23 protein-coding genes are annotated in these 26,470 nt (G+C 51.2%); 11 read left to right on the forward strand and 12 right to left on the reverse strand.

Going from position 1 to position 26,470, the window contains the following annotated elements; all coding sequences use genetic code 11:
• Window positions 1–101: 101 nt before the first annotated feature.
• Both J1C60_RS16650 and J1C60_RS16655 read right to left on the reverse strand, forming a co-directional pair.
• On the reverse strand, window positions 102–836 hold the full coding sequence (locus J1C60_RS16650) for an acid phosphatase (RefSeq protein ID WP_164877266.1): 735 nt from the start codon (window positions 834–836) through the stop codon (window positions 102–104).
• A 228-nt stretch (window positions 837–1,064) separates the two neighbouring features.
• On the reverse strand, window positions 1,065–1,841 hold the full coding sequence (locus J1C60_RS16655) for an ABC transporter substrate-binding protein (protein WP_128175640.1): 777 nt from the start codon (window positions 1,839–1,841) through the stop codon (window positions 1,065–1,067).
• A 398-nt stretch (window positions 1,842–2,239) separates the two neighbouring features.
• Here J1C60_RS16655 and J1C60_RS16660 point away from each other — a divergent pair, with 398 nt between their 5' ends.
• The 5 genes from J1C60_RS16660 (at window position 2,240) to J1C60_RS16680 (ending at window position 9,357) form a co-directional block, all read left to right on the forward strand.
• Window positions 2,240–3,109 carry a nucleoside-specific channel-forming protein Tsx gene (locus J1C60_RS16660; protein ID WP_128175642.1) on the forward strand — a complete coding sequence of 290 codons (870 nt, stop codon included), beginning with the start codon at window positions 2,240–2,242 and terminating at the stop codon, window positions 3,107–3,109.
• A gap of 459 nt (window positions 3,110–3,568) precedes the next feature.
• Entirely contained in the window at window positions 3,569–4,753 is a 1,185-nt protein-coding gene (locus J1C60_RS16665) for an ABC transporter substrate-binding protein (protein ID WP_128175644.1), read from the forward strand.
• 46 nt (window positions 4,754–4,799) lie between these two features.
• Window positions 4,800–5,663 (forward strand): branched-chain amino acid ABC transporter permease, encoded by an 864-nt coding sequence (locus J1C60_RS16670; protein WP_128175646.1) that lies wholly within the window; start codon window positions 4,800–4,802, stop codon window positions 5,661–5,663.
• Window positions 5,660–8,140 carry a branched-chain amino acid ABC transporter ATP-binding protein/permease gene (locus J1C60_RS16675; RefSeq protein WP_229655764.1) on the forward strand — a complete coding sequence of 827 codons (2,481 nt, stop codon included), beginning with the start codon at window positions 5,660–5,662 and terminating at the stop codon, window positions 8,138–8,140. Before J1C60_RS16670 ends, J1C60_RS16675 begins: the two co-directional genes overlap by 4 nt.
• Window positions 8,137–9,357: an amidohydrolase family protein gene (locus J1C60_RS16680; RefSeq protein WP_128175648.1), complete on the forward strand. Its 1,221-nt coding sequence runs from the start codon at window positions 8,137–8,139 to the stop codon at window positions 9,355–9,357. Before J1C60_RS16675 ends, J1C60_RS16680 begins: the two co-directional genes overlap by 4 nt.
• Here the strand turns inward: J1C60_RS16680 and J1C60_RS16685 are convergent.
• Entirely contained in the window at window positions 9,354–10,046 is a 693-nt protein-coding gene (locus tag J1C60_RS16685) for a GntR family transcriptional regulator (protein WP_128175650.1), read from the reverse strand. The two genes, J1C60_RS16680 and J1C60_RS16685, sit on opposite strands and share 4 nt — an antisense overlap.
• A 432-nt stretch (window positions 10,047–10,478) precedes the next feature.
• Between J1C60_RS16685 and J1C60_RS16690 the strand changes: the two genes are divergently transcribed.
• A complete protein-coding gene (locus tag J1C60_RS16690) occupies window positions 10,479–11,891 on the forward strand; it encodes an MFS transporter (RefSeq protein ID WP_128175652.1) in 1,413 nt (470 codons plus the stop codon).
• 41 nt (window positions 11,892–11,932) lie between these two features.
• Here J1C60_RS16690 and J1C60_RS16695 read toward each other — a convergent pair whose 3' ends face one another.
• Window positions 11,933–12,571, reverse strand: a complete 639-nt coding sequence (locus J1C60_RS16695; protein WP_128175781.1) for an RpiB/LacA/LacB family sugar-phosphate isomerase — start codon at window positions 12,569–12,571, stop codon at window positions 11,933–11,935.
• Window positions 12,572–12,897: 326 nt separating this feature from the next.
• Between J1C60_RS16695 and J1C60_RS16700 the strand changes: the two genes are divergently transcribed.
• The 4 genes from J1C60_RS16700 (at window position 12,898) to J1C60_RS16715 (ending at window position 15,494) form a co-directional block, all read left to right on the forward strand.
• The gene (locus tag J1C60_RS16700; protein WP_128175654.1) at window positions 12,898–13,227 is read left to right on the forward strand and encodes a cupin domain-containing protein; all 330 of its coding nucleotides are present in this window, start codon (window positions 12,898–12,900) and stop codon (window positions 13,225–13,227) included.
• Between the two features lie 99 nt (window positions 13,228–13,326).
• The gene (sbmA, locus tag J1C60_RS16705; protein WP_128175656.1) at window positions 13,327–14,550 is read left to right on the forward strand and encodes a peptide antibiotic transporter SbmA; all 1,224 of its coding nucleotides are present in this window, start codon (window positions 13,327–13,329) and stop codon (window positions 14,548–14,550) included.
• A gap of 167 nt (window positions 14,551–14,717) precedes the next feature.
• Window positions 14,718–14,948 carry a hypothetical protein gene (locus J1C60_RS16710; protein ID WP_128175658.1) on the forward strand — a complete coding sequence of 77 codons (231 nt, stop codon included), beginning with the start codon at window positions 14,718–14,720 and terminating at the stop codon, window positions 14,946–14,948.
• A gap of 12 nt (window positions 14,949–14,960) precedes the next feature.
• Complete coding sequence (locus J1C60_RS16715; protein ID WP_128175660.1) at window positions 14,961–15,494, forward strand: DNA-binding protein; 534 nt, start codon at window positions 14,961–14,963, stop codon at window positions 15,492–15,494.
• A gap of 81 nt (window positions 15,495–15,575) precedes the next feature.
• Here J1C60_RS16715 and J1C60_RS16720 read toward each other — a convergent pair whose 3' ends face one another.
• The 5 genes from J1C60_RS16720 to J1C60_RS16740 are packed head-to-tail and all read right to left on the reverse strand — an operon-like array spanning window position 15,576 to window position 20,585.
• A complete protein-coding gene (locus J1C60_RS16720; protein ID WP_128175662.1) occupies window positions 15,576–16,670 on the reverse strand; it encodes an ABC transporter ATP-binding protein in 1,095 nt (364 codons plus the stop codon).
• Between the two features lie 3 nt (window positions 16,671–16,673).
• Window positions 16,674–17,621, reverse strand: coding sequence for a carbohydrate kinase family protein (locus tag J1C60_RS16725; RefSeq protein WP_128175664.1), 948 nt, complete (start codon window positions 17,619–17,621; stop codon window positions 16,674–16,676).
• Between the two features lie 2 nt (window positions 17,622–17,623).
• A complete protein-coding gene (locus J1C60_RS16730; RefSeq protein WP_128175665.1) occupies window positions 17,624–18,463 on the reverse strand; it encodes a carbohydrate ABC transporter permease in 840 nt (279 codons plus the stop codon).
• Window positions 18,453–19,361, reverse strand: coding sequence for a carbohydrate ABC transporter permease (locus tag J1C60_RS16735; RefSeq protein ID WP_128175667.1), 909 nt, complete (start codon window positions 19,359–19,361; stop codon window positions 18,453–18,455). The genes J1C60_RS16730 and J1C60_RS16735 overlap by 11 nt, the downstream gene beginning before the upstream one ends.
• Before the next feature lie 9 nt (window positions 19,362–19,370).
• Window positions 19,371–20,585, reverse strand: a complete 1,215-nt coding sequence (locus J1C60_RS16740) for an extracellular solute-binding protein (protein ID WP_445684474.1) — start codon at window positions 20,583–20,585, stop codon at window positions 19,371–19,373.
• 331 nt (window positions 20,586–20,916) lie between these two features.
• On the opposite strand from J1C60_RS16740, the gene J1C60_RS16745 reads away from it, so the two are divergent.
• Window positions 20,917–22,092, forward strand: coding sequence for an ROK family transcriptional regulator (locus J1C60_RS16745; protein ID WP_128175783.1), 1,176 nt, complete (start codon window positions 20,917–20,919; stop codon window positions 22,090–22,092).
• Window positions 22,093–22,173: 81 nt separating this feature from the next.
• Here the strand turns inward: J1C60_RS16745 and J1C60_RS16750 are convergent, their stop codons facing one another.
• From J1C60_RS16750 to gltP, 3 genes are all read right to left on the reverse strand, one after another.
• The gene (locus J1C60_RS16750; protein WP_128175671.1) at window positions 22,174–23,718 is read right to left on the reverse strand and encodes a methyl-accepting chemotaxis protein; all 1,545 of its coding nucleotides are present in this window, start codon (window positions 23,716–23,718) and stop codon (window positions 22,174–22,176) included.
• Window positions 23,719–23,987: 269 nt separating this feature from the next.
• Window positions 23,988–24,896, reverse strand: a complete 909-nt coding sequence (murQ, locus tag J1C60_RS16755; RefSeq protein WP_128175673.1) for an N-acetylmuramic acid 6-phosphate etherase — start codon at window positions 24,894–24,896, stop codon at window positions 23,988–23,990.
• Window positions 24,897–25,019: 123 nt separating this feature from the next.
• Entirely contained in the window at window positions 25,020–26,318 is a 1,299-nt protein-coding gene (gltP, locus tag J1C60_RS16760; protein WP_128175675.1) for a glutamate/aspartate:proton symporter GltP, read from the reverse strand.
• Window positions 26,319–26,470 lie beyond the last annotated feature (152 nt).

Genomic DNA, 26,470 nt, shown 5'->3' on the forward strand with positions numbered 1-26,470 from the left:
TAAAACACCCGCCCCCATTAACTTATGCAAGGCAAAGCCGCGCTTGTTTACAACATATTTGATAAAACAAACACGCCCCGCCTTATCTTTGCACCAATGCCTTATTTGCTGTCCTGCGCGCTTAAGGTTGCAAACTCATTTTTGGCCTGGCTCAGCAATTCCGCAAATTTTGCGTTCGCATGCAGTGATGCCACAACAGTCGCTCCCATGATACGTCCGTTTTCCACATCACTCTGCCAGTGAGCGCCACAAACAACCCGACTTTCACCAAAGTCATAACCACGACGAATGATTTCCGTCTCACGTGAGGGATTAATTTCTGCCAGAATCAGGGCGGCTGCCCAACCGAAAGAGGCATGACCTGAAGGGTAAGATCCCGTGGTAGACATCGATTTGTCTTTATCTGGCGTACAGGTACTGTCCTTATAGATGACAAAAGGGCGCACCCTTTTGTAGTGATCCTTAGCACCACGCATAGCAAAATCGTGGCTATCCTGTAGCACCTCACTCAGCAGATGATATAGCACTGGAGTATGGCTCTCAGATATTTCCATGCCAAAAGCCGCCGAAAATGCCTGCCCAAAATTCTTATAATCCGCATCTTTGCTAGCCAATTCCGTCCGTGCGGCGTTCCTTAAAACATGGCCAGCTTCATATTGTGCTTTGTCGGACTGGAAGGTGACTGAGTTTTCAGCAGGTGGCGGCGGCAAAATCGCCAGGCTATCTGGTGCCGTTTCTGCGGTGAGAAACCCCGAACTCTGCAATGCATTCACCGCAGTAGGGACATACAATAAACCGCAGGCCACCATCACTGTAACGATCGCTTTTATTTTCATTTCGATATCCTTTTCCTGTTACTTATTGATCTTTAAGAAGTGTTCCTTTACGCATTACGCTAAAGCACCTCCATACATTTATATACCCACAAAAATAAAGAGGTCAAGTAAAGGCAAGTGCTGGCGGTAAGAAGCGGGCTCACGCTGGCGTGCATGCAGTCAGAGATGTCATTATCACAAACTCGCCCGGACGTCGTTTGGCGGGCCCGGGATAATTCTTCTGCTCAACTATTCAATGTGGTAAACATCAAAGGTAAAATATTTCTTCGTTAACGCCTCATAAACGCCTTTTTCGTGCAGAATGGCCAACGCGCGATTAATCAGCACCACATTTTTTTCATCATCTTTGCGCAGCCCCACCCCGACACCTTCGCCAAAATATGCTTTGTCAAACAGCGTATTGCCACTTATAGCAAAAGCCTGGCCTTGATCGGTTTTCAGAAATCCGGTTGCAGCCGATGCCGCGCTGGTTAAGGTGGCATCGATACGTCCCGAAGCCAGATCGGGGTAAATCTCGTCCTGATTCTGGTAAGAAACGACGTCCACACCTTTATTCTCCCAGCGCGCTTTAGCATACGTTTCCTGTGTTGTTCCCTGCGCTACCCCCACCACTTTCCCCTTTAGCGAATTTACATCCGGTGATAATCCGCTATTCTTTTTGGTCACCAGTGCGCTGGGGGTGTTGTATAACATATGACTGAACGCCACTTGCTCTCGCCGCTTATCCGTCATGGCCATCGATGACAGGATTGCATCGAACTTACGCGCCTTTAAAGCCGGGATCATGCCGTCAAAACTTGTCCGAACCCATACGCATTTCACCTTCATCTGCTGGCAAATCGCATTCCCGATATCAATATCAAAACCCTGTAACGTACCGTCCGCAGCTTTAGATTCGAACGGGGGAAATGTTGGATCCACACCAAAACGCAATTGCTGTTCGGCAAAGACAGACGTACTTATACCGGCCAGTGCAATCAGGACAGGGAAAAGCATTTTTTTCATGCGAAACGCTCCAGAATAAGTGGCATTAACATTAATGGGTGGCTACCCAATTTAATAACATAGACATGCAATCAACAGGAGAAATTAGCGTATCGACGCAAACGATTACCCATAGGGAAAAATGATGGATATATCCGCGCCCAGCCTCGTTCTACGGCCCAGGGCCATGTTTTGTGATTTACGTCACATATCAGCGAAATTGAAATGAAACAAACTTTGACAAATGTGACAAATATCTATTTTCTGTCTGCTGGATTTAGGCACGATGCGCGGGCACGCTTCAGCAGCGTTTATCCCGTTTCGTGAAGACAACATTCACACTCCCGTCCTTTAGGGAATACACAACAAGACCATCGTTCATGCGAACAAAGAATGGTCACATTGCATGTGGTAATAAAATGAAAACTAAAATGTTGATGGCAGCAGGCACACTGATGGCAATGTCATACAGTGCGTCTGCACTTGCAGAAACAAACGACACACAGTATGTCTCAGACTGGTGGCACCAAAGCGTCAACGTGGTGGGTAGCTACCACACACGATTCGGACCCCAACTGAACAACGATGTGTATCTGGAATACGAAGCGTTTGCCCATAAGGATTGGTTCGACTTTTACGGCTACATTGATGTGCCCAAATTCTTTGGTGCGGGTAATACCCCCGATCGCGGCATTTGGGATAAAGGCTCACCGCTGTTTATGGAAATCGAGCCACGTTTCTCGATTGATAAACTCACCGGTACCGATCTGAGCTTCGGCCCGTTCAAAGAGTGGTATTTTGCCAACAACTATATCTACGATATGGGCCGCAATAACGATAACCGCCAGAATACCTGGTTTATGGGGTTGGGTACGGATATCGATACCGGCACAAAGCTGGCGCTTTCCGCAAATATTTATGCGAAATATCAGTGGGAAAACTATGGCGCGCCTAACGAAAATAGCTGGGATGGCTATCGTTTCAAAATCAAATACTTCCTGCCTCTCACTACGCTGTGGGGCGGTAGTCTGAATTATATCAGCTTCACTAACTTCGATTTTGGCTCGGATTTGCGGGATAAAGCCGGCGATGCGCGCACCAATAACTCTATCGCTTCTAGCCATATCCTCTCGCTGGGCTATGATCGCTGGCACTATTCCGTGGTCGCTCGTTATTTCCATAACGGCGGACAATGGTCGGATGGTACTGAGCTGAACTTCGGTAATGGGCCATTTGAGGTGAAATCGACCGGCTGGGGTTACTACCTGGTCGTCGGTTATAATTTCTGATGCTATGATGGGCGACAGCCATGTCGCCCATATTTCACCATTTTTCTCGCTATACGCAGGCTGATATTTCTGGTCCGATTGAAACGTAAAACGCCCACGTTAAGACGCTTTCTGGCCGGTTTGTAATTATCGATATTTTACGCTGTTAGCCTGCGCAAAATTTGTTTTGCAACTTCACTCTCTTTTCACCTGCAAACAAGCTCCCATAACAAACAACTCCCCCCCACGCTTCTCATTTTACGCACAGTATCCCCTGTTTTTACACAACCGGGGTGGCCAGTACCGCGCAAGCGTTGCCTCGCCCTTTGCTGGCGCAAGCAGCACCAATATAGCGCATAGCCCTCCCATTATTCTGTGGATAAACGACGCGATACCGCGGCGGCGCAACGCGAATAATAAACTGGCATCGAAATTGCTAGAAATAAAAACAAAATAGCTAGCAATATGCGAGGCGTCAAAATGAAACAAAAACGCACTTCCGGTAAATGGTTGCAGCGGGTAGCTACTGTCACGCTGTGTACGGCTCTTTCATTCAATGCACTGGCTGCCAGTGAACCAATAAAAGTCGGTTTGGTGGCCGCGCTGTCAGGCCAATCGGCAAAATCTGGCGAAGCCTTAACCCGTGGTTTGACCATTGCGATTAATGAGATCAATGCAGCCGGGGGCGTGAAAGGACGTCCCCTCGAATTAGTACGCCGGGATGATGAAAGCAATCCCGGTAAGGGGATGCTGGCCGCACGCGAATTGATTCAACGCGAAAAAGTGACGGTGCTGTTTGGTGGACTTGATACGCCGGTCTCCCTGGCGATCGTCCCTTTAACCAATCAGTTAAAAACCCCTTTTATGGGTATTTGGGCGGCCGGTACGGGCATTACCCATAACGGCGCCAAAGATAACTACGCCTTCCGCGTCTCGGCGGTCGATGAAATGGTCGATGAAGCGCTGGTGAACTATGGCGTTACCCACGCTGGCATGAAAAAACCCGGCATGATTCTGGTTAATAACCCCTGGGGTGAATCTAATGAAAAAGGCTTTCGTGCAGCACTGACCCGACGGCAAATCCCTGTCGCTGGCGTAGAGCGCATTGAGGAAAGTGATGTGGATATTGTGCCGCAATTGACGCGGCTAAAAAGTGCTGGCACAGATACGCTGCTGATGGTGGGCAACGTGGGGCCATCCGCACAGGTGGTGAAATCCCTGCACAAAATGGGCTGGCAAGTACCGGTGGTATCACACTGGGGCCCCGCAGGAGGCCGTTTTAGCGAACTGGCCGGGCCGGGCGCCGATCGCGTGACCTTCATTCAGACCTTTCTATTCACCGATCACAATACGCCTAAAGGCGAGACTGTACTCAGCGCACTGAAAAAACAGTATCCACAAATCAAAACGCTGGCGGATGTTACGCCCGCCGTCGGCATCGCTAATGCCTACGACGCCATGCATCTGGCCGCACTTGCCATGGCAAAAGCAGATGACCTGAACGGTAAATCAGTACGCGATGGGTTTTACAAAATCGACGATTATGATGGTCTGATCAAGCATTATCAGCACCCCTTCACACCACAACAGCATGACGCCCTGGGGGCAAAAGATTACGTTTTTGCCCATTTCATTGGCGAGCAAATTGTTCCCGCTAATCCTTAACTCGCTTGCGGCGAGATAAACACTCGCCGCGCTCAGGAGCACTGCTATGTGGAGTACCGCCCTTTCAACCGGCCTGAATCTTGGCAGTATGTACGCGCTACTGGCGCTGGGTTTCCATATCACCTGGATCGTGTCGCGCACGCTTAATTTTGCTCAGGGAAGTGCCATGATGGTCGGTGCCACCGTCTGCTATACGCTGAGTATCACGTTTGGCTGGCCGCTACTTTTGGCGATACCGATGACCTTACTGGTTTGCGCCCTGTTCGGCTTGATCATTGAGCGTTTATTAATCCACCCCTTCCACAGCAAAGATTCGGACGCCTGGTTAATGGCCACCGTTGCAGGCGGTATTCTGGTGGATAACATTGCCATGTTTACCTTCGGTAAAGAACCGCGTCAGTTTCCTGGTACGGATTTCAGCATTGATATTTTTGGTCATTCTGTCGCGCTATTTAGCCTGCTGATTCCCGCTATCGGTTTAATCATCGTGCTTTTACTGGCTCTGGTTCGCCGATACAGCACTCTGGGTAAAGTGCTGGAAGCCTGCGTACAAAATCCACGGGCCGCACGGCTCATGGGCATCCGCGTGAGTTTAGTGATCGCTACCGCATACGCCGTTTCCACGCTTTTTGCCGGCACGGCAGGCATGCTGATCGCCCCACTGTTTAATATCAACAGCGATATGGGGACGCTGTTCGGCCTGAAAGCCTTTGCCGTCGCCATACTTGGCGGTTTGACCAGTGCCGGCGGCATTTATATATCTGGCCTGTTATTCGGACTGGCTGAAGCGCTGGTCACCCTCTATTTCGGCTCTGCATTCACGCAAATATTTACGTTTTCGCTGGTTATCGTGGCACTTGCGCTGCGGCCCGACGGGCTATTTGGTCACAAACTGAGGGTGAAGGTGTGAAGAAAAACGTTTCGCTTAATCCACTTTTTTTAATGCTTCTGGCAATACTTGGTCTGGCGTTACCTTTCTGGCTTGATAGTTATGCGCTGCTGGTCATGTCACTGTGCGCGCTGGCCGTGGTAGTGGCCGTTGGACTGAATATTTTAGTCGGTCTGAGCGGTCAAATTTCATTTGGTCATATCGCCTTTTATGCGATTGGCGCCTATCTCTCAGCGGGTTTAACGATATCAGGTATGCCACTGGGCTTCGCCCTCTGTATTGCGGCGCTCGTGGCGGGCGGGCTCGGCGCACTGCTGGCGATTCCAGCGCTGCGCGTGACGGGCCCCTGGCTCGCGATGATCACTATCGCCTTTGCACTCGTCGTGCGCCATATTCTCATCGAGTGGCGTGATGTTACGGGCGGATCAAATGGCCTGATGGGGATCCCGATGCCCGATTTCGACGGGCTGGATCCCGCCATTGGGCTGGCCGTGAGCTGCGCGCTGCTCATGGTTCTCGCCCTTCTTTTCTATGCCCGCCTGCACCAGAGTCAGTGGGGACTGGCGATGCGCGCGGTCAAAGCAAGTGAAATTGCCGCTCGTTCACTCGGCTTTAACCCCACAGTCAGTAAGACCCTTGCCTTTGCCCTGTCAGCGATGCTGACCAGTGCAGCGGGCGCGTTGGTCGCACCGTTGATGATGTTTATTAATCCCGACTCATTTCCTTTTTCACAATCCATTCTGTTTGTTCTGGCGGTAGTCATCGGCGGTAGCGGCACTTTATTAGGACCCGTCCTGGGCGCGTTGCTGATTGTGGTGTTGCCGGAATTATTGGCGACCTTTGCAGAGTACCGTTTGCTGATTTTTTCACTACTCCTGCTTTGCGTTCTCTGGCTGGCGCCTAAAGGCATACTTGGCACCCTGGCCCGCTGGTTTTCCCGACCTGAATCCCGGTTAGCACCCGCAATGCCGGATCGCGATTGTCTTGAGGCACACTTTGGCGCACGTCAGAGAACCGGTTTACAGGTCAGCGATATCGGCATCCGTTTTGGTGGCGTCCAGGCGGCCAAAGGCGTGAGCTTTCACGTCGATCCCGGCACGATTTTAGGCTTGATTGGCCCCAATGGTGCCGGGAAAACCACCGTTCTGAATATGATTAGTGGCTTCTATCAAGCTGACGGCGGTGCCATTCGCCTGCAGCAGGATCTTCGCGGGCAACCGGCATGGAAAATTGCGCGGGCAGGCATTGCCCGCACCTATCAAACCACACAGCTGTTTGGTGAACTGAGCGTGCTGGAAAATCTACTGGTGGCATTACAGCAGGGGAAAATGGGACGCCCCTGGCAACGGGCCAGTACGGAGCAACAGCAACTGGCACTGTCGCTGCTGTCGCTGGTGGGCTTTCGTGGCTCGGTCAATACCCCCGCAGATGATCTGCCGCACGTCGATCGGCGCCTGGTTGAAATTGCTCGAGCCCTGGCACTAAATCCGGCCGTCCTGCTATTGGATGAACCCGCGGCCGGATTAAGCCGCGAAGAGACTGATATATTGACCGGTTTGTTACGCCAGTTGGCCAATTTCGGTCTGGCGATCGTACTGGTCGAGCACGATATGCCGCTGGTGATGTCGGTATGTCACCGCTTACAGGTTCTGGATGCCGGTAAACCATTGGCCTATGGTGAGCCGGGCGCCATCCAGCGCAATCCGCAGGTTATCGCCGCTTATCTCGGCGGAACAGATTACCGTGCTCAACCGCGGCGGACGGCGCGCGTGAATACCCACGATCCGGTACTGGTTTTACATGAGCTGACGCTGGATTATGGTGCAGCCCCCGTTGTTCAGCAGGTAAGTTTAACCGTCTATCCCGGTGAAACCGTTGCGATCCTTGGCGCGAACGGTGCGGGGAAATCCAGCATTATGAACTGCCTGGCCGGCCTCCATCCTGCCCGCTCGGGCAGTATCTATCTTAATGATCGGTCCATTCGCGAGGCCGACGCCAGCCAAATCGCTAAAATGGGCCTGGCACTGGTCCCTGAAGGCCGTCAGGTTTTCGGGCAGTTATCTGTGCTCGATAACCTGCTGCTCGGCAGCTATTCCTGCCAGAACGTCATGGATAAACAGGCCAGCATTGAGGAGATTCTGGTACGTTTTCCTCGTCTGCGTGAGCGTCTCCATCAGCCAGCAGGTTTACTGTCAGGCGGCGAACAACAAATGGTCGCCATTGGCCGGGGGTTAATGTCACAACCGAAAATCCTGCTGCTCGATGAGCCCAGTCTCGGATTATCGCCAGTGATGATCGGCGAACTGTATGATGCATTAGCCGGACTGCGCGACGATGGTGTCACGCTGCTTTTGGTCGATCAGATGGCTAACCTTGCGCTGGAGATCGCTGACCGTGCCTTTGTACTGGAATCCGGCAAGATTGTCAGCCAGGGCGATGCCAAAACATTACGGGCCAAAGGTGGATTAGCTGAAGCATATTTAGGAGCACACGGATGAGCATGCTTAAACTGACTAATGCCCGCCTGCCAGATGCTATGACGCTGCAAACGCTGTATATCGAACGGGGGTATTTTGTTAACGCCCTGGCTGAAGAAGCGACCGTGATTGAAACCCTCGATCTGGCGGGAAAGCTGGTGGTCCCCGGCCTGATTGAAACGCATATCCATCTCGATAAGGCCTGCATTATGCAACGCTGCCTGTTGCATGAGGGGACGCTCGCCGAAGCGATCAGTGAAACCAGAAAGGCGAAAGCCACTTTCGATGAAGAAGATGTTTATCAGCGTGGCGCACGCGTGATTGAAAAAGCGATCCTGCAAGGAACCAGTTGGATGCGTACCCACGTTGAGATCGATCCACAGATTGGACTCACCGGCTTTAACGCCATCAAAAGACTTAAACAAGATTACGCCTGGGCTATCGATCTCAGTATTTGTGTCTTTCCTCAGGAAGGCATGCTCAACAATCCCGGCACTGAAGCTCTACTGATTGAGGCACTGAAGCAGGGGGCCGATCTGCTCGGTGGATGTCCTTATACCGACAGCGATGCTCAAGGGCAAATTGAACGCCTGTTTACACTGGCGAATAGATGGCAAGTGGATCTCGATTTCCATCTGGATTTCGATCTCAATCCTCATGCAAGTCTGATCGGCAGTGTCATCGCGCAGACCCGCCGTTGGGATATGGCCGGGCGGGTGACGGTTGGACATGTCACGTCGCTGTCGACGCTGGATAAACCAGAATTGGTTTCATTGGCCAGGGAGCTGGCGCTGGCGGGCGTGCAGGTTACAGCGTTACCCGCAACGGATCTGTTCCTCACCGGACGCGAACATTTTCATCTTAAACCCCGCGGCGTGGCCCCTCTGGACACGCTGGCGGCAAACGGCGTGACCTGTTCGTTATCCAGCAATAATATCGGCAATCCGTTCACACCATTTGGCGACGCATCACTGGTGCGCCAGGCAAATTTATTCGCCAATATCGGCCAGTTGGGTACACAGGCCGATATGCTGCAATGCCTGGCGTGGATCTCAACGGCCTCAGCCAAAATATTGCGCCTGCCCGATTACGGCCTGTCACCGGGCTGCCGTGCAGATTTCGTCGTGTTTGATGTTGCCGCGGCCAGCGATATCATCGCGGAAATTGCACCACCCGTTATGGGATTTAAGGCCGGGCGTCAAACCTTTGAACGCCCATCCGCACGCCTGCTGCGTTAATCGGCAAGCAGCGCCTGGTGTAAGTTGAGGTCATCGAATGCGGAATCATTGAGATCTAACTGCTGTTCCAGCTCGTTCAGGTGATCAATCATGATCGCCTGAGCGCGTGCTGGATCGCCCGCGTCTAATGCTTCTATGATCGCACCATGTTCAGCACACTGGCAGGAAGGAATGTCATTTCGCTGATAAAGCGCAACGATAAGTGAACTGCGTACCATCAGATTAGATAAAATCTCGCTCAGGACCTTATTTCCGCTTACGGTTCCCAGTAAAAGATGAAAGTGACTCAACTCCCGCACGATATCGCGACGATCTTCGCGCGTTGCCGCCCTTTTCTCCGCGTCTTGCTGGGCATCAATATCATCCCGGTAACGTGCAATATCGGCGGGCGTGATACTCCCCACAATCGCGCTTTCAATGGCGCGACGCGCAGTGAAAATCTCACGCGCTTCACGTGCTTCAGGCTGTGCAACCATTGCGCCTCGATTCGGCTCAATAGTGACAATATGCAGCAACGCCATGCGCTGTAGAGCTGCCTGCACATGATTACGATTGGCTTTTAGTACCTCAACAATTTGCGCCTCCACCAGCCGCATGCCAGGCTTCAGGCGATGTTGAGCGATAGCAATGGATAACGCGTCCACGATGCGTTGAACTTCCTTTTGCTTCGCGGTGGCAACTTTACTCATCCTTTACCTCAATTAAACACGATTGCAGATGAATCCTTCCGTGAATAATACCACTGAATCTGCCATAAATGGGACGTGGAATTGCCCCCCTTTATCCTCCGAATACCCCGGTCAGGTCGTTGAGCATCGTCCATGGCACGGTGCGCCTACTGGCTACTGGCCTCGCCGCCCATGCTGAAAATCAGCCTTTCCTCAGCGCTACGGATGTCTCTGGAAGATCAAAACAGGGCATGCAAAAACATGAGTGACAGGCACCGATGTAAAACCCATTCCCTTGCGGCTCACCGGCTGAAAGCACAATTATCCTTTTCAGTATCTCCTGCAGTTTTTTATCCTTATTTTTCTTCGCAGGCTAATCATTTAAATATTTAAATCCAAACCGCAACTATTAGGATTAAAAAGACGTCTTGGCCTTTATCAGGAAAAAATAAAATGCACGCGACCTGCTCTACAGGGAAAACAGAAAATTCCTCATCGCTCAAAAATAACAATAATTTAGCCGACAGAATTAACGCACTGCCCTCCTCACCTGGGCTGTGGCGCTTTATTACCTTATTAGCGCTTGGTGGCTTTTTCGAACTCTACGATCTCTTTCAAACAGGGTATATCAGTTCAGGACTTCTGGCTGAACATATCTTTCATGTTGGAAGCGAAGGTGTATTGGGTATCTCCGATCAAGCCGCCTTTGCCTCATCGACTTTTTTAGGATTATTTATTGGTGCCAGCGTATTAGCACCCAATGCCGATCGTTTTGGTCGCCGTTTGACCTTTATGTTTGCGCTCGCCTGGTATGGCTGTTTTTCGCTAATAATGGCTTTCCAGAACCAGGCGGAGTGGATCATCTTCTGTCGCTTCTTAGTGGGCGTCGGATTGGGTATTGAGTTGGTGACTATCGACACCTATCTCACAGAATGGGTGCCAACCCACCTGCGGAGTCGGGCCTTTGCTTTTGCCTTTTTTGTGCAATTCCTCTCGGTACCTGCAGTAGCGTTGATGTCATGGTGGTTGGTGCCACAGACTATTTTCGGTCTGACCGGCTGGCGCTATGTCGTTATCGCTGGCGCTGTTTGTTCACTCATTATCTGGTTTATCCGCAAGAATTTGCCTGAATCGGCACGATGGTTGGCGCAGAAAGGACGACATCAGGATGCCCACAGGGAAATCAGCGCCATGGAAAAACGCTGTGGGGTGCCGGTTGGCGAAAACTTTCCACCAGATGATGCCGCAGCACAACTCCCTCACAAAGGAACGTTTCGCGAAATTTGGTCGCCACAATATCGGCAACGCACGCTGATGTTGGTAGTAATGAATTTTTTTCAGGCAATTGGCTTTTTTGGCTTTGGCAACTGGTTGCCAGCGCTATTGTCCGGAAAAGGAACCAGCATAACTCACAGCCTGCTGTATGCCTTTTTTATCACGCTCGCCTATCCGCTGGGATCGCTGATTTGCAGCCGCTACGCCGATAAGCTGGAAAATAAATGGCAAATCGTCCTTTCATCACTGATGACGGTGGTATTCGGCACACTGTTTGCCTTTCAGACCAGCGCCATACTGCTCATCGCCTGCGGTTTTTTAATTACCTGGTCTAATGCCTGGTTAACCTATAGCTACCATGCTTATCAAACGGAGATATTTCCCACCCATATCCGCGCCCGAGCAGTAGGTTTTTGCTACTCTTTTAGCCGTCTCTCTACGGTATTCAGCAGCATCATGATCGGCTTGATCCTGCAATATGCCGGTACTCAGGGCGTAATTGCCTTTATCGTGATCAGTATGCTCATTGTGATGCTGTCGGTAGGCTTATTTGGCCCCAAAACACGCGGGATTAACCTGGAAAATATTTAACAGCCATTCGCGGGCAGCCTGTTCACCGCCCGCTTTTACTATCAAGCCAGGCGCTCGCGTACGAAGGCCTCGATCTCTTTATCCTGGCAATTATCAAAGAAACACTGCTGGAAGCGTTGTCCGCTGATGGCCGTTTTCACCAGATCGGCATCAATGGCGCGCAACGTATCAAGATAGTTTTCTTTGACCACCGCTGCTTTTACCTGATTCAGTATCCCGGCATTGCGCACCTGTGGCTCTTTGCGATCGGCAGGGTAGCCTTCGCCTTTTCTGCCGGTGAACGCTTTTTCGAAAATAAAGCGCAGATTCAGCTCAGCTCCCCAGCCAAACCCTTTCGCAAACGGCAGCGCCAGCGCATTGCCATTGTTAATTTGAGCAAACAGATAGGCATCCGCCGGATCGATACAGTAGCCGCACATGACGCCCGGATGGATATTCAGCGACATCAATGCACCTTGCCCGGTACCGCAGCCCGCTATCACAAAGTCGACGGCTTTAGCATTCAACAGAATGCTGGCCATGATCCCAAGATGGATATAGGTCAGATGGTGGTCCTGCTCGTCGCTCATACCCACGTTATACACCGGATAATCTTTTTCTCCCGCGACGTGTTGCAGTTCTTTCAGCACAATGGCGTTTTTCGCAGCCTGGCTGTTCTCCATCATCAATGCAATTTTCATCATACTCCCCTTACTTCGGTGACTAAGCAGAAGTGAGCAGGTAACCTGCCCCACTTATTATGAAACATAATTTCAATTTTAAAGGTAACCTGTTTCTTATAATGAGGTAACCCCTAAATAATTTGAACGGCAATCTGACAAAAACACAGCGCATTTTGTGAGATTGTACGCAAATTCTGATGATACTGTTCGGCTCAGGCCGCGAAATCGATATGCTTAATTGTGTTTAATTAAATCCCCCTATACCCAGCATTGACTCACGTAAACCGCAGTACGTCAGTCTGAAACCGTCAATACGGTTTCCAGCGTGGGCGTCCAGGAGCATTATGTTTATCTTCAAAAAAGAGACGCAGTTAGACGATTTAGGCAATGGCGTAACACGTCGGATCCTCGCACACAGCGGCACTATGATGGCCGTTGAGGTCAATTTCGAAAAAAATGCCGTCGGGCCGCTGCATCACCATCCGCACGAACAATTAACTTATGTGCTGTCCGGGCGATTCGCTTTTACTATTGATGGCGAAACGAAAGAAGTTGCCGCCGGTGATACGCTGTATAAACGACCCAACGTGATTCACGGTTGTGTCTGCCTCGAGGCGGGGACGTTATTAGATACCTTCACACCGCAACGCGAAGATTTTTTGACTGCTTCCTGATAAAGCCGGAGCGACTCAGGATTCGTTTTGTAACCGTCAGATACAGACCGTAAACAGATAAAGGCGCTATAAACACAGGACTATAATAGTGGAGCACCTATGTTTACGTCCTTTTTTCCGCGTCCCTCGCTGTTTTTTAGCTCAGCACTTATCTGGAGCCTTATTGCCGTCCTTTTTTGGTTTGAAGGGGGGAGTGACCTGGTTTTTAAATTGCATATATTTGCATCTTATGCAGGAAAACCTTTGCCCGATAACGCCTGGCGTTTTATTCAGCCCTCGCAAGTATGGTTTTATCTTTATTATGCTGTTGTGACGGGGTTATTTGCATTCGCCTGGTCAACGTTAAGCCCACACCGCTGGCAACGCTGGTCTATTCTGGGCTCTGCTTTAATTATTTTTGTTACCTGGTTTAGCGTACAAGTCGGCGTAGCGGTTAATGCCTGGTACGGCCCCTTCTACGATCTCATTCAGCACGCGCTGAGCCATCCCAATAGTATTAAACTTGACGTTTTTTATCATCAGCTTGCCGCATTTTTAGGGATTGCCCTGATTGCTGTTGTGATCGGCGTACTTAACACGTTTTTTATTAGCCACTGGATATTTCGCTGGCGTACGGCAATGAATCATTACTATATGTCACACTGGCAGCAGCTACGGGGCATTGAAGGTGCGGCACAGCGCGTACAGGAAGATACCATGCGCTTTTCCAGCACGCTGGAGAGCTGGGGCATTAACCTTATCCAGGCCATCATGACGCTTATTGCTTTCCTGCCGGTGTTGATCACACTATCAAAACACGTAGAAAGCGTGCCCATTCTTGGAAATATCCCGTATGCACTGGTTATTGCCGCGTTACTTTGGTCACTGTTCGGCACCGGTTTACTTAGCATTGTAGGGATTAAATTACCCGGGCTGGAATTTCGTAACCAACGCGTCGAAGCAGCCTACCGTAAAGAATTAGTTTATGGGGAAGACAACGCGCATCGCGCCTCTCCGGCCACGGTGAGCGAGTTATTCCATCGCGTACGCACCAATTATTTCCGTCTCTACTTTCATTACCTTTACTTCAATATCACACGCATTCTTTATTTGCAGGTGGATAATGTATTCGGCCTTTTTGTGCTGTTCCCTTCGATCATCGCCGGGACGATTACGCTGGGCATGATGCAGCAAATTACTAATGTTTTTGACCAGGTTCGCGGGGCATTTCAATATTTAATTACTTCATGGTCGACGCTGGTTGAACTGATGTCGATTTATAAACGTTTACGTAGCTTCGAACAGGTTCTGGAAGCGGCTCCACAAACAGAAGTTCACGAATGAGAAAAGCAGATCTTTATTGCGTAGCCCTCCGCAAAAATGATTACAACTCACTGTTTATAAACCTAAAACACTCCTGTACTTTTTCTTAATCGATTATTATTTTGGACAACAACGCAGTGTTAACAACCGTCAACACTGCGTCTATTATCACAACACCAGGGATGGTGATGAAAAAACATCCAAACAAAGCCATACAATCGGCTATCGAGTATGCCATTGCACATGGCTGGCACTTCCATCCCAGTAGCGGCCATGCATTTGGTCGGCAGGTATGTGGCTATCCTGAGCATCCGCTACATCAGATGAGCATCTGGTCAACGCTACGCGTACCGGAGAACCATGCTAAGCAAATCCGATGCAAAATAGATAGCTGCCTGGTCAATCGCGGTAAAAGATAAACAGGAGGGAACATGAATCTTTATCATTTTATCCTGACCTTAGACGGGGTCACGTCGCAAACGCCGGGTCTGGAAGACACCCTGTTTGAAAGCGGCTGTGACGACGCGCTGGTCTGTTTTTACGGTCAATCGGTCTATCTTGAATTCGATCGTGAAAGCGCTAACTTTCGCCAGGCGGTATTAAGCGCGATTGCCGATATTGAATCAGCAACCATTAACGCAAAAGTATTATCGGTGGATTCGATTCTGGTGGGGCTGAGCGATATTGCTGCGGCAGCAAATCTGTCCCGTCAGGCTATCACTATGTTGAAAGATGGCACCCGTGGAACAGGCGATTTTCCTTCTCCCCTTCAGCGGCTAAAAGGCACATCGCCTCTATGGAGCTGGGCCAGCGTCGCGGACTGGCTTTATCGCAAAGGTAAAATCACCCGCGAACTGGCGATCAATGCCCAGGAGATGGAAGAGATCAATTTAGCGCTACAATTGCGCACACTCAAAGCGCACAGCAACGTGGAAGCACTGATACAGCAACTGGCCCGCGATTGAATCTCACATCAGGCAGAAATAGGCATCAGCCTGAGAGGAAAGCTCTCAGGCTGATGACGCGATCCCCGGTGAAGAACCCGCTCAGGAAGGTACGCTCTCCTGGTCAAACAGCCGTTGCCCACTCTCTGCATCAAACAGATGCAGTTTCTCGACCTTAACGCTTAATGCAACAGATTCGCCTGGCTGTGTCGCAACCCGTCCGGTGGACTGCACATGCAACGCAAAACCCTGCCAGTCAACATGCAGCAAACTGGATTCTCCGGTCACTTCCAGCAGGTTGACCGTTGCCAGCACGGCGTTTTCTGCTATGTCTGCCAGTATCAGATCGTGCGGACGAATACCCACAATCACTGGTTTCCCCCCCTGTTTTTCTGCTGCCTCACGCCATTTTTGCGGCAGTGGGAAGCACAAATCCCCGCAGAGGATCTGGCGATCGACAATTTTGCCGTCCAGCAGATTCATCGGTGGCGATCCGATAAACCGCGCCACAAATGTATTAACCGGCCGATCGTAGATCTCCAGCGGTTTCCCCTGTTGAACGATGATCCCCTCACGCATCACCACGATCTGATCCGCCAGCGTCATCGCTTCTACCTGATCGTGCGTGACGTACACCATAGTGGTTTTAAAACGCTGATGCAGTGATTTGATCTCAGCACGTAATTCCATCCGCAGCTGTGCGTCCAGATTCGATAGCGGTTCGTCGAATAAAAAGACCTGAGGGTTACGCACCATCGCGCGCCCCATCGCCACACGCTGACGTTGACCGCCGGAAAGCGCCCGTGGATAGCGCGTCAGCAATTTATCAATGCCGAGGATCCCAGCGATACGGGCGATCTTACTCTGCTGTTCCTCGCGTTTGATCTTCCTGACCTGCATATGAAATGCGAGGTTTTCCGCCACGGTCAGATGGGGATAAAGGGCATAGCTCTGAAACACCATAGCGATATCACGATCGGCAGGATCGAGATCGTTGATCGGTTTCTTATCCAGCAGGATCGTCCCGTCGGACAGCGTTTCCAGCCCGGCAAGCAGCCTCAGGAGGGTTGATTTCCCGCATCCGGAAGGACCAACCAATACGGTGAAACTGCCATCAGGAATGGTGAGATCCAACGGATTGAGCACCGTCTGTTTACCGTAGCGTTTGGCTACCTTTACAAGTTCGACACTGGCCATGGCTCAGCGCTCCTTTATTCGTTGTTGCAGCTTGTGCCAGTCGGGATATTCTCGCGGGGAACTGCTGATAGCATGAGCCGCCACTTCCGTCCCCCATTCCAGCGCGGCCGCGTGTGATTCACCACACAGCAAGGCGCTCAGAAAACCCGCGTTAAAGCTATCGCCAGCCCCAATAGTGTCAATCACCGTGACAGGACGCGCAGCGGCCTGTAAATGTGTACCGTAAGCCCAAAGATGCGCGCCATCGCTGCCGCACTTCACCACACAGCCCCCTTTCCCGCTGAGACGCTGCATGAGCGCACGTGCTGAATCCTGAAGCACAGGCCGCGCGCCAAACCCCAGCGTTTCCACTTCATTCAGCAGTAAATAGTCGCAGTAGGGCAACCAGGCTGAAAGCTGCTGTCGCAGCGCATCGCTCCACCCGTCCGGTGGCCAGCCAGTATCCACCGCCACGATAAAACCACGCTGTTGTAATTCCGCCAGTAGCGAGGGGTAAGCCTGCAATAAAGTGGTACAGAGAAAGGTTCCGCACAGCAGAATAATATCGCCCGGCTTCGCCTGCAGCGGCAGTTGCAGCAAGACATCCTCCGCCGTTAACTGCACAATGTGACCCTGATTGCTGATAAACGAACGTTCTTTATCCGGGTGCGTAAAGCAAACGGTTAGCGAAGTTTCACAAGCGTAGCGCGGCCAATCCGAGGCACTCCCTGCAAAGCGTTCGGCCAGCCACCCCGCAAAGTTATCACTTCCCTGATTTGCGACAGCCCGATGCGGCACATGCATCGCCGCCAGTGCCAATGCACAATTACCTGCCGATCCCCCCGCCCTCAGCTCGCTATGTTCCAGCATGGTTTCTGTTCCAGGCTCAGGCCATTGGTGTAACGTGCTCATGATTAAATCGACGTTGAAATTCCCTGCCACGTACAGCGTGGCGCTGATGATTCTGTCCATGATTAACCTTTACTCCCACCACTGGCCAATCCGCTGACCAGCGTCTTTTGCAACCAGATGGCAATAAAAAGGGGCGGTATCGATGCCAAAATACCCACGGCAGCGATCAACCCATCGTCGGTGGCACGTCCGGCAGTGAATCCAGCAATGGTTACCGGCAGCGTTTGTGCCTGAATATTGCTGGTGAAGAGCAGCGCATAGAAAAACTCGTCCCATGCCAACAGCCAGCCAAACAGCGCTGAGGCTCCCAGCACCGGCTTCGCCAGCGGTAAGGTGATACGCAGCAGCACCTGCCAGAAACGCAGCCCGTCCAGCCGCGCCGCTTGCTCAATATCACGCGGTAATGCGTCGAACTGGTTTTTCAGCATCCATGTCAGGAAAGGCAAAATCAGCGAACAATAGACCAGTACCAGCCCCAAATGCGTATTGAGCAGATTAAGCTGCTGCAAGACAAAATAGAGTGGCAGTACGAAGGCAACCGGTGGAACCATATAGATTGCCAGGCTGCCGAACAGCCAGCCTTCTCGTCCCGGATAGCGGGAAAAACTGAACGCAGCAGGGATCGCCAGCAGCAATGAAATCAGCGTCGCCCCCGTCGCCACCAGCAGGCTATTTCCTAGCGCATGCAGGAACAGTGCGCCAGGCTGATTCGCATCCAGCGAAACCAGCCGTGCATAGCGGCTAAAGTCCCACTGACGCGGCAGCCATTCAAGCGGAATGCGGGCCAGATCGCTGGCAGAACTGACGCTCATCAAAAACAACCACAGCATCGGCCCCAGGATACTGATCGCCACCAGCAAAGCGGCGAAATAACGCAACAGGGTGCGAATTTTACGCTTCATTATCGGTACTCCTGCGACGCTGACGCAGCAGCATCGCCATATAAATCGCGATCAGTACCGCGCACATCAGCGTCATCAGTACGGCATAAGCCGCACCGCTCCCCGCGCGTAAATAGCTAAAGGATTCCTGATAGACGAAGAAACTCAGGGTCTTAGTACTGTCCACCGGCCCGCCGCGGGTCATCACGTAAATGATGTCGAAAATTTTAAAGGCATCAATGGTTCGCAGCACCAACGCAACACTGAGCGGCGCAACAATCGCGGGGAAAGTGATGGCACGGAAGCGACGCCAGGCTGAAGCCCCATCTAGCCGGGCGGCCTCAAATAAATCATCCGGAATCGACTGTAACGCTGCCAGCACCAGCAAGGTGACCAGCGGATAGTTTTTCCAGATATCGGCCAGCATTACCGCATTGAGCGCAGAGTCAGGTGAACCCAGCCAGCTTCGATAGCCATCGATAATCCCCATTTGCGTCAGCATGGCATTGATGCTGCCGTAATCAGGGTTGAAGTTGAGCCGCCACATCATGGCATTGACGATAGTCGGTAACGCCCACGGTAAAATCACTAATACCCGCAGGATATTACGACCATAAAACCGTTGATTAAGTAGCAACGCGACCAGTACACCAATCACACCTTCAATCACTACAGAGACGACCGTGAAATAGAGCGTTCGCAGAATTGAGGCCCGGAAATCAGGATCGGTTAGGGCGTATAAATAGTTCTCCAGCCCCACGTAAAGTGGTGAATCGCCGCTGCCGATCAGCGCCGCATCGGTAAAGCTTAGCCAGATAGTTCGCACCAATGGCCATGCCGTGAGTAAAAACATCACCACCAGCATGGGTGCTAACAGCACCCATGCCTGACGATGCTCGCGTTGTTGCAGGCTTAGCATCGTGAGTCCTTAGCGCAGGCGTTCAGCACTTTTTGTTGCCGCCTGCATACCCGCTTCCGGCGTTTCCTGTCCCTGCAGGATCTGCTGAAGTTGCTGCTGCAGGCTATTAGACAGACGAGAGTAATCAGCCGTTTCCGGGCGCGATAGCATAACGTTCAATGATTGCTTCGCCGCATTTATCAATGCTTCCTGGCCTTTCTGCACGACAGGGTCGTCATAAGATGATTTCCAAATTGGCAGACTCAGCTTTGCGTACTTATCCTGCACCGGTTGCGAGGTGATATAGCTGATAAATTGCCAGGATTCATCAGGATGTTGGCTCGCTTTCGCAATGCCTAATCCCATGGAACCATTAACGGCAGACGCTTTACCTGGCGCATCGCCGGGGGCCGGCACGATACCAACATCACCAGCCACTTTGCTCTGCTTCGGATCGTTGGCCATGTTATACATATAGGTCCAGTTCAGCGCGAAGGCTGCATCGCCATTCGAGAAGGCTTTGCGCACGTCCTCTTCCAGATACTCACGCGAATTCGGGTTCGTCAGGCCCTTATCCAGCGTCTCTTTCATGTACGTCACCGCTTTCATCGCACCCGGATTGGTGAAATTGAGCTTTTCGTTTTGATAGAATTCACCGCCAAATCCGGAAACCAGCGTGGTGTAATCACAAATTAGCGCTTCAGCCTGTGACCAGCTCCAGACCAGCGGATATTTCACCACGTCTTTCTGCTTCAGTATCTCTGACTGTTCCATCACCTGCTGCCAGGTTTGCGGCGGGTTGCTGATGCCGGCTTTTTCCAGCATCGCTTTGTTATAATAGAGATATTTGGTATCGAGGATCCACGGCATGCCAAGCGTTTTTCCCTTGTAGATCACGGTATTCATCGCTCCGGGAAAGATTTTAGATTTGTCTTCAGCGTTAATGCGCGCAGAAACATCCTGGAGTAAATCAAAACGGGTAAATTCGGCAGGCCATATCGCATCAAACAGCACAACATCATAACCGTTGCTACCCGCCCCACGCGCAGCAACGATTTTGTCATGCAGAGCTTCATACGGTACAAATTCCAGATTGACCGCGATATCAGGATGTTGCTTCTCGAAATCACTGGCCATTGCGCGAATGTCATTTTCGCTATACGCCGCCTGGGTCATAAAGAGCGCGTTGATCTGCGTCTTCGCGATGGCCTGAGCCGAAACGGTCGCGGCGAGCAGGACCAGCATGCAGCTGGTCAGGCGTGGGTTAAATAGACTTTTCATTCTTTCTCTCCGATAACGCTGCGATGATGTGCGATTTATTAAATCAATTTGATTGATTTAATGGAGGTCGAAATTAGTGTTTAACGGTTTACTGGCTGACGATATGCGCAGGTGATAAAGCAAGTCGCATGCCAGGCTAGATAACCATCACTTTATCGTGTGCCGATTCACTCTGACCGATGGTGAGGAATTGCACAATCTGTGTGTAGGAAAATGCGCACGGGATCAAAGAATTCGTTTGATTGGCCGTAACCGCGATCACATACTGGGCTGCGTCTCTTCAGGGAAATCGCTAATGGGAACCTCGGGAACCAATCTTGAACATGCACGCGCCCATAACCGCCGCGTCATTATTGAAGCCATCCGCCTTAGCGGCGAACTCACGCGTGCTGAACTGGCGCGTTTAACCGCGCTGACGCCACAGACGGTTTCCAATATCGTTGCCGAATTGCAGCAGGCCGGTATGCTTTCTTCCCACTCGCCACGTAAGGGGAGCGGACGCGGCCAGCCCGCGATCCCGATCACCCTGAATCCAGCCAGTGCCTGGTCGATTGGCATTCATCTGGATCACCAAACGTTATTGATCGTTCTGGTGGACCTGACTGGCGAGGTCCATTTTCGTCGCCTTGTGATGGTGCAGAAGCCCCAGCCGGGTGCAACCTTAGAGCTGATTGTCACACTGCTTGAAGAGATCAAACAGCAACTGGGGAACCACTGGCGCAAAGTGTTAGGTATTGGCGTTGTAATGCCGGGCCCTTTCGGCGTGGAGGGCATATCTTCGCAGGGTCCAACGACGCTACACGGCTGGGAGAATGTTGATGTAGAAACCGACCTGGCACGCGCATGCGGATTGCCGGTGACGCTTGAGAATGACGCTACCGTTGCCGCGATTGGCGAACGCTTCCATGGCGTAGCACGCCAGCTAAACTCATTCGTGTATCTCTATATCGGCACAGGGCTGGGTGCAGGGATCTTTACCAACGGCCATATTTATACCGGCCATGCGCATAATGCCGGTGAAATCGGGCATGTGGTGGTTCAACCCGATGGCAAAGCGTGTTACTGCGGTAACCGTGGCTGCCTGGAGCGTTACGTTTCACTACAAGCGGCGTATGAACACTGTGGGTTGGATCCAATGACGGCTCTGCCCGACGATCTTTTGCTTAACGTGGATCCTGCACGTTTTGACGACTGGATCGATAGCGTGCTGCCACCATTACGCCAGGCAATCAATATGATCGAGTGCATATTCGATGCCGAAGCGGTGATTATCGGCGGTATGATGCCTCAACCCCTATTACGGAAAATGGTTAATCGCCTTTTCCCGCTTTATCGCTCCGTCCGCAGCCGTTATCTGGATGATATGCGAGTAAAGGTTGGTATGACCGGCAGCGATACGGCAGCACTGGGAGCCGCCGCGTTGCCGATTTTTGACGAATTTAATCCGCAATATGGTGTATTGCTGAAATAATTCCGATATTTTTTCGCAAATCGTGGCATCTCACTGAATACCAGAGTGAAAGCCGATACAACCACCATCAGCCGGGCCGCTTTAGCGAAATACGCTGATCGCCTCAACCAATCGATTAGCCTGCCGGGCCATGCGGCCTGAAGCTTTCGCCCCTTCCTGAACCCGCACGGCATTTTGATGAGTAATATTATCCAGCTCCTCTACTGCCAGACTAACGTCGCTCAGTGCGGTTAATTGTTCGGCAGTCGCGGCGCTAATTTGCGCGATTAACGCGGTGACATTCTGAACCTGGGAGACAATATCCGCCATGGTTTTTCCCGCGTCGTTAACGTGCTCAGCGCCTGACTGCACGCGCAGTGAACTGGTTTCGACCAGATTTTTGATCTCACTGGCGGCGGTGGCGCTACGCTGCGCCAGGCTGCGAACTTCACCTGCGACCACAGCAAAACCTTTACCCTGTTCGCCTGCACGGGCGGCTTCCACCGCAGCATTGAGTGCCAGAATATTGGTCTGAAAAGCAATACCATCAATCACGCTGGTAATATTGGCTATTCGACGCGAACTCTCGGCGATTTCCGCCATCATCGCTACCATGCCATTCATCGCTTCTCCACCTTTAACCGCCGCGTGGCTGGTCGCGATCGACAAAATATTGACCTCGGCAGCAGTGGCCGTGTTACTTTTCACCGTGGCGGTCATTTCATTCATTGTCGCGGCAGTTTGCTGTACATTAGCCGCCGCCTGTTCCGTACGCCGACTCAAATCATGATTTCCGACGGCGATGGCGTCGCTGGCGCTCAGTACATTGAGTGCCTGCCCGCTGACATCATCGACCAGCCAGCGAAACATCAGGCCCAACTGACCAATGGCACGAAGCGTCATCCCCACTTCATCGACGCGATCCAACGGTTCAACCTTATGACTGGCGCCGGTCGCCACACTTAACGCCTGTTTACAAACGCGTTCAACGGGGCGGGAGACCTGCTGCTCCAGCCAGCAACTGGTTAACACTAATAGCAGTGCCATTCCGGCACTAAACCCTCCCAGCGCAGCAGGCGTAGCATTCAGTAGCCATACGCCCGTGATGCTGACGGGTAACAACGCAATTAAAGGGCTGCGAATGCGCCAGCGCAGCGGCAAGGTTTTGCATACAGATCGCCAACGCAGAAAACCAGAATCAACAATGAGCCCTTTATAAAAACGTTGCCCCTTGCGTTTATTTTCACGAAATTTCCGATAAAGCGTTTCGGTTTGATGGATTTCGTCTCCGGAAGGTTTAGTTCGCACTGACATATATCCCTGCACACATCCTTTGCGCACCACCGGAATCGCGTTTGCTCTCACCCAATAGTGGTCACCATTTTTACGGCGGTTTTTTACCAGTGCCGTCCAGGGTTCCCCCTGTTTTAGCGTGGCCCACATATCTGCAAAGGCCTCTGGTGGCATATCAGGATGACGAACCATATTATGTGGTTGACCATTAATCTCATCGGCCGTGAAGCCACTGACTTCAATAAATGCATCATTCGCATAGGTAATGTGGCTATTGAGATCGGTGGTAGACATCAATGTCGCATCATTATCAAACGCATACTCTTGCTGTGTAACCGGCTGATTGTTACGCATGGATAAAGTCCTTGAAGGTAGAAAGTGCTTATACGAATTTTGATAAATTTTTTTTATATTTTCGGCGGCAAAATTCAGGACTTTAGTGCGAAGGTGAAATATTTGTTAACGGATGGACTCTTTGTTCTGGCAGGTTTTTTCTTCTCTCTCGCTGGTGGTTATTTTATTTAACCACCAGCGCTCTACGATAAATCATTAATAGATATTGTAGCGTTCTTTCTTCAGGAAACCTGACATTACCCGCCTTTCAGCAATACTCACTCTGCTGATCAGGTATGCGCCTGAATTAACGCTTGCCGGATGAAGCCGCCATTATTTGCCAGCAGCGCCCTTGCCTCATCTACGGAAAGCCCGGCCAGCACCATAACGATGGCCGTCTTACAGTGATTACCGCTAGCTTTTAGCGCTTTCTGTGCCTCAACCTCATCACAATCTGTCGCCTGAATAATGATATTGACCTGTCGCTGAATAAGCTTTTTATTGGTCGCCTCAACATCCACCATCAGATTACCGTAAACTTTCCCGCTACGAATCATCGCGCCTGTCGTCAGCATATTGAGCACCAGTTTTTGTGCGGTTCCGGCTTTCATGCGGGATGAGCCGGTAATAACTTCCGGACCCACTACCGGCGTCAATGCAATGTCAGCAATCTGCGCCATTTCACTGTCGGGATTGCAGGTTAGTGCCGCCGTGGTTGCGCCGATCTGCCGCGCATAATTGAGTGCTGCAATCACGTAAGGCGTACGCCCGCTGGCAGCAATACCCACCAGTATATCCTTGTCATTGAAGTTGATCGCTTGCAGGTCGCCCACGCCCATTTCACGACTGTCTTCTGCGTTTTCAACTGCTTGTAAAATCGCAGTCTGTCCGCCTGCGATCAGTGCCATCACTTGCTCACGCGGCGTACCGTAGGTTGGTGGACATTCACTTGCATCAAGGATGCCCAAGCGACCGGATGTTCCCGCGCCAGAATAGATTAACCGTCCTCCCTGCCGAAACGCAGCGGCAATAGCATCAACGGTACGTGCAATCTCCGGCAGAATAGCCTCAACAGCTGGAGCGACTTTTTTATCCTCCTGGTTGATCACCTGCAGCATGGCTTCCGTGGACAGTTCATCAATGTGCTCACTCGCCGGGTTGCGGCCCTCAGTGATCATTTTAGTGAGGTCAATTTTCATTATTACTCCGAACGCGGCGTCTAAATGGAAGAATCTATTCATTCAGCGGGGGGATAGCAAGAAGAGGAGGTTACAGAGAGTTAGCAATAAAAAACCCGTCCAGGGACGGGTTTTTTAGCAAGCTTAGGCCTGTTGCGTTTTAAGACTGAGTTCGTACTCTTTAGCCTGACGCGCATCGAACTGGTCTTCCCACTTGGCGATAACCAGCACCGCCAGTGCATTACCCACAACGTTCAGGGCAGTACGTGCCATATCCATAATACGGTCCACACCGGCAATAAACGCCAGACCTTCCAGCGGGATTCCCACGCTGCCAAGCGTTGCCAGTAATACCACAAAAGAGACACCGGGCACGCCTGCAATACCTTTAGAGGTGACCATCAGCGTCAGTACCAGCACGATCTCCTGGCCGATAGAGAGGTCGATACCGTAAAGCTGAGCGATAAAGATCGCCGCAATACTCTGATATAGCGTGGAACCATCAAGGTTGAACGAATAGCCGGTCGGAACCACAAAACTGGTGATCGACTTCGGCGCACCATAGGCTTCCATCTTCTCCATAATGCGCGGTAACACCGTTTCTGAGCTGGAGGTTGAATAAGCGAGAATCAACTCATCCTTCAGGATCCGCATCAGGGTTGTAATGCGCAATTTACAGAGCCGCGCAACAATGCCGAGTACTACAAAAGCAAAGAACAGGATAGCGACGTAAACCAGAATGACCAGCTTCGCCAGCGGTAACAGTGAAGCGAAGCCAAAGTTGGCGACGGTTACCGCGATTAGCGCGAACACGCCGATTGGTGCGTAACGCATAATCATGTTGGTGACTTTGAACATGGTTTCAGAAGTCGAGCGGAACACTTTTAATAACGGATCGCGATGTTCCGCAGGCAGAGAAGACAGACCCAAACCAAACAGCACCGAGAAGAAGATAATCGGCAGCATGTCGCCTTTGGAAATCGCGGCGAAAATATTGGTTGGGATCAGCGACATCAGGGTAATCACTAAGCTATGCGCACCACTCTGGACCTGTGCCGTTGTTGCTTCATACTTAGAGATATCCACCGTCGCCAGCGTCGACATATCAATGCCCGATCCCGGTTGGAACACATTAGCCAGGGTAATACCCACAACGATGGCAATCGTCGTAATCACTTCAAAATAAACAATTGTTTTGACGCCAATGCGACCTAGCTTTTTCGCGTCACCCACGCCGGCAATACCAACGATTAAGGTAGAAATCACGATCGGCACGACAATCATTTTGATCAGATGGATAAAGATATCACCTGCCGGACTCAGAACATTCGCAACTAACCATTCACGTTCACCCGGTTGGTTATGCAAAATCGCACCAATAACAACACCCAATACCAGCGCAATCAAAATTTGCCAGGCAAGGCTAATTTTTACACCTTTCATAACACTTAATTTCCTTGATAAAAACCCGCATCCACATGACTTATGTGGAAAACTTTCGCTGCCGGGATACGGACAGTAATCCGATAAAATAGAGAGTCATATATGGTTATACCTGCAAAAAAACGCGTAATCAGTATCATTTTAACCCGCAT

The organism is [Pantoea] beijingensis, assembly GCF_022647505.1.
Classification (GTDB): domain Bacteria; phylum Pseudomonadota; class Gammaproteobacteria; order Enterobacterales; family Enterobacteriaceae; genus Erwinia; species Erwinia beijingensis.

Excerpts from the sequence above, each read along its gene's own strand:
- J1C60_RS16650 (WP_164877266.1), bottom strand. The coding sequence starts at position 836 with ATGAAAATAAAAGCGATCGTTACAGTGATGGTGGCCTGCGGTTTATTG.
- J1C60_RS16655 (WP_128175640.1), bottom strand. The coding sequence starts at position 1,841 with ATGAAAAAAATGCTTTTCCCTGTCCTGATTGCACTGGCCGGTATAAGT.
- J1C60_RS16660 (WP_128175642.1), top strand. The coding sequence starts at position 2,240 with ATGAAAACTAAAATGTTGATGGCAGCAGGCACACTGATGGCAATGTCA.
- J1C60_RS16665 (WP_128175644.1), top strand. The coding sequence starts at position 3,569 with ATGAAACAAAAACGCACTTCCGGTAAATGGTTGCAGCGGGTAGCTACT.
- J1C60_RS16670 (WP_128175646.1), top strand. The coding sequence starts at position 4,800 with ATGTGGAGTACCGCCCTTTCAACCGGCCTGAATCTTGGCAGTATGTAC.
- J1C60_RS16680 (WP_128175648.1), top strand. The coding sequence starts at position 8,137 with ATGAGCATGCTTAAACTGACTAATGCCCGCCTGCCAGATGCTATGACG.
- J1C60_RS16685 (WP_128175650.1), bottom strand. The coding sequence starts at position 10,046 with ATGAGTAAAGTTGCCACCGCGAAGCAAAAGGAAGTTCAACGCATCGTG.
- J1C60_RS16690 (WP_128175652.1), top strand. The coding sequence starts at position 10,479 with ATGCACGCGACCTGCTCTACAGGGAAAACAGAAAATTCCTCATCGCTC.
- J1C60_RS16695 (WP_128175781.1), bottom strand. The coding sequence starts at position 12,571 with ATGAAAATTGCATTGATGATGGAGAACAGCCAGGCTGCGAAAAACGCC.
- J1C60_RS16700 (WP_128175654.1), top strand. The coding sequence starts at position 12,898 with ATGTTTATCTTCAAAAAAGAGACGCAGTTAGACGATTTAGGCAATGGC.
- sbmA (WP_128175656.1), top strand. The coding sequence starts at position 13,327 with ATGTTTACGTCCTTTTTTCCGCGTCCCTCGCTGTTTTTTAGCTCAGCA.
- J1C60_RS16710 (WP_128175658.1), top strand. The coding sequence starts at position 14,718 with ATGAAAAAACATCCAAACAAAGCCATACAATCGGCTATCGAGTATGCC.
- J1C60_RS16715 (WP_128175660.1), top strand. The coding sequence starts at position 14,961 with ATGAATCTTTATCATTTTATCCTGACCTTAGACGGGGTCACGTCGCAA.
- J1C60_RS16720 (WP_128175662.1), bottom strand. The coding sequence starts at position 16,670 with ATGGCCAGTGTCGAACTTGTAAAGGTAGCCAAACGCTACGGTAAACAG.
- J1C60_RS16725 (WP_128175664.1), bottom strand. The coding sequence starts at position 17,621 with ATGGACAGAATCATCAGCGCCACGCTGTACGTGGCAGGGAATTTCAAC.
- J1C60_RS16730 (WP_128175665.1), bottom strand. The coding sequence starts at position 18,463 with ATGAAGCGTAAAATTCGCACCCTGTTGCGTTATTTCGCCGCTTTGCTG.
- J1C60_RS16735 (WP_128175667.1), bottom strand. The coding sequence starts at position 19,361 with ATGCTAAGCCTGCAACAACGCGAGCATCGTCAGGCATGGGTGCTGTTA.
- J1C60_RS16740 (WP_445684474.1), bottom strand. The coding sequence starts at position 20,585 with ATGCTGGTCCTGCTCGCCGCGACCGTTTCGGCTCAGGCCATCGCGAAG.
- J1C60_RS16745 (WP_128175783.1), top strand. The coding sequence starts at position 20,917 with ATGGGAACCTCGGGAACCAATCTTGAACATGCACGCGCCCATAACCGC.
- J1C60_RS16750 (WP_128175671.1), bottom strand. The coding sequence starts at position 23,718 with ATGCGTAACAATCAGCCGGTTACACAGCAAGAGTATGCGTTTGATAAT.
- murQ (WP_128175673.1), bottom strand. The coding sequence starts at position 24,896 with ATGAAAATTGACCTCACTAAAATGATCACTGAGGGCCGCAACCCGGCG.
- gltP (WP_128175675.1), bottom strand. The coding sequence starts at position 26,318 with ATGAAAGGTGTAAAAATTAGCCTTGCCTGGCAAATTTTGATTGCGCTG.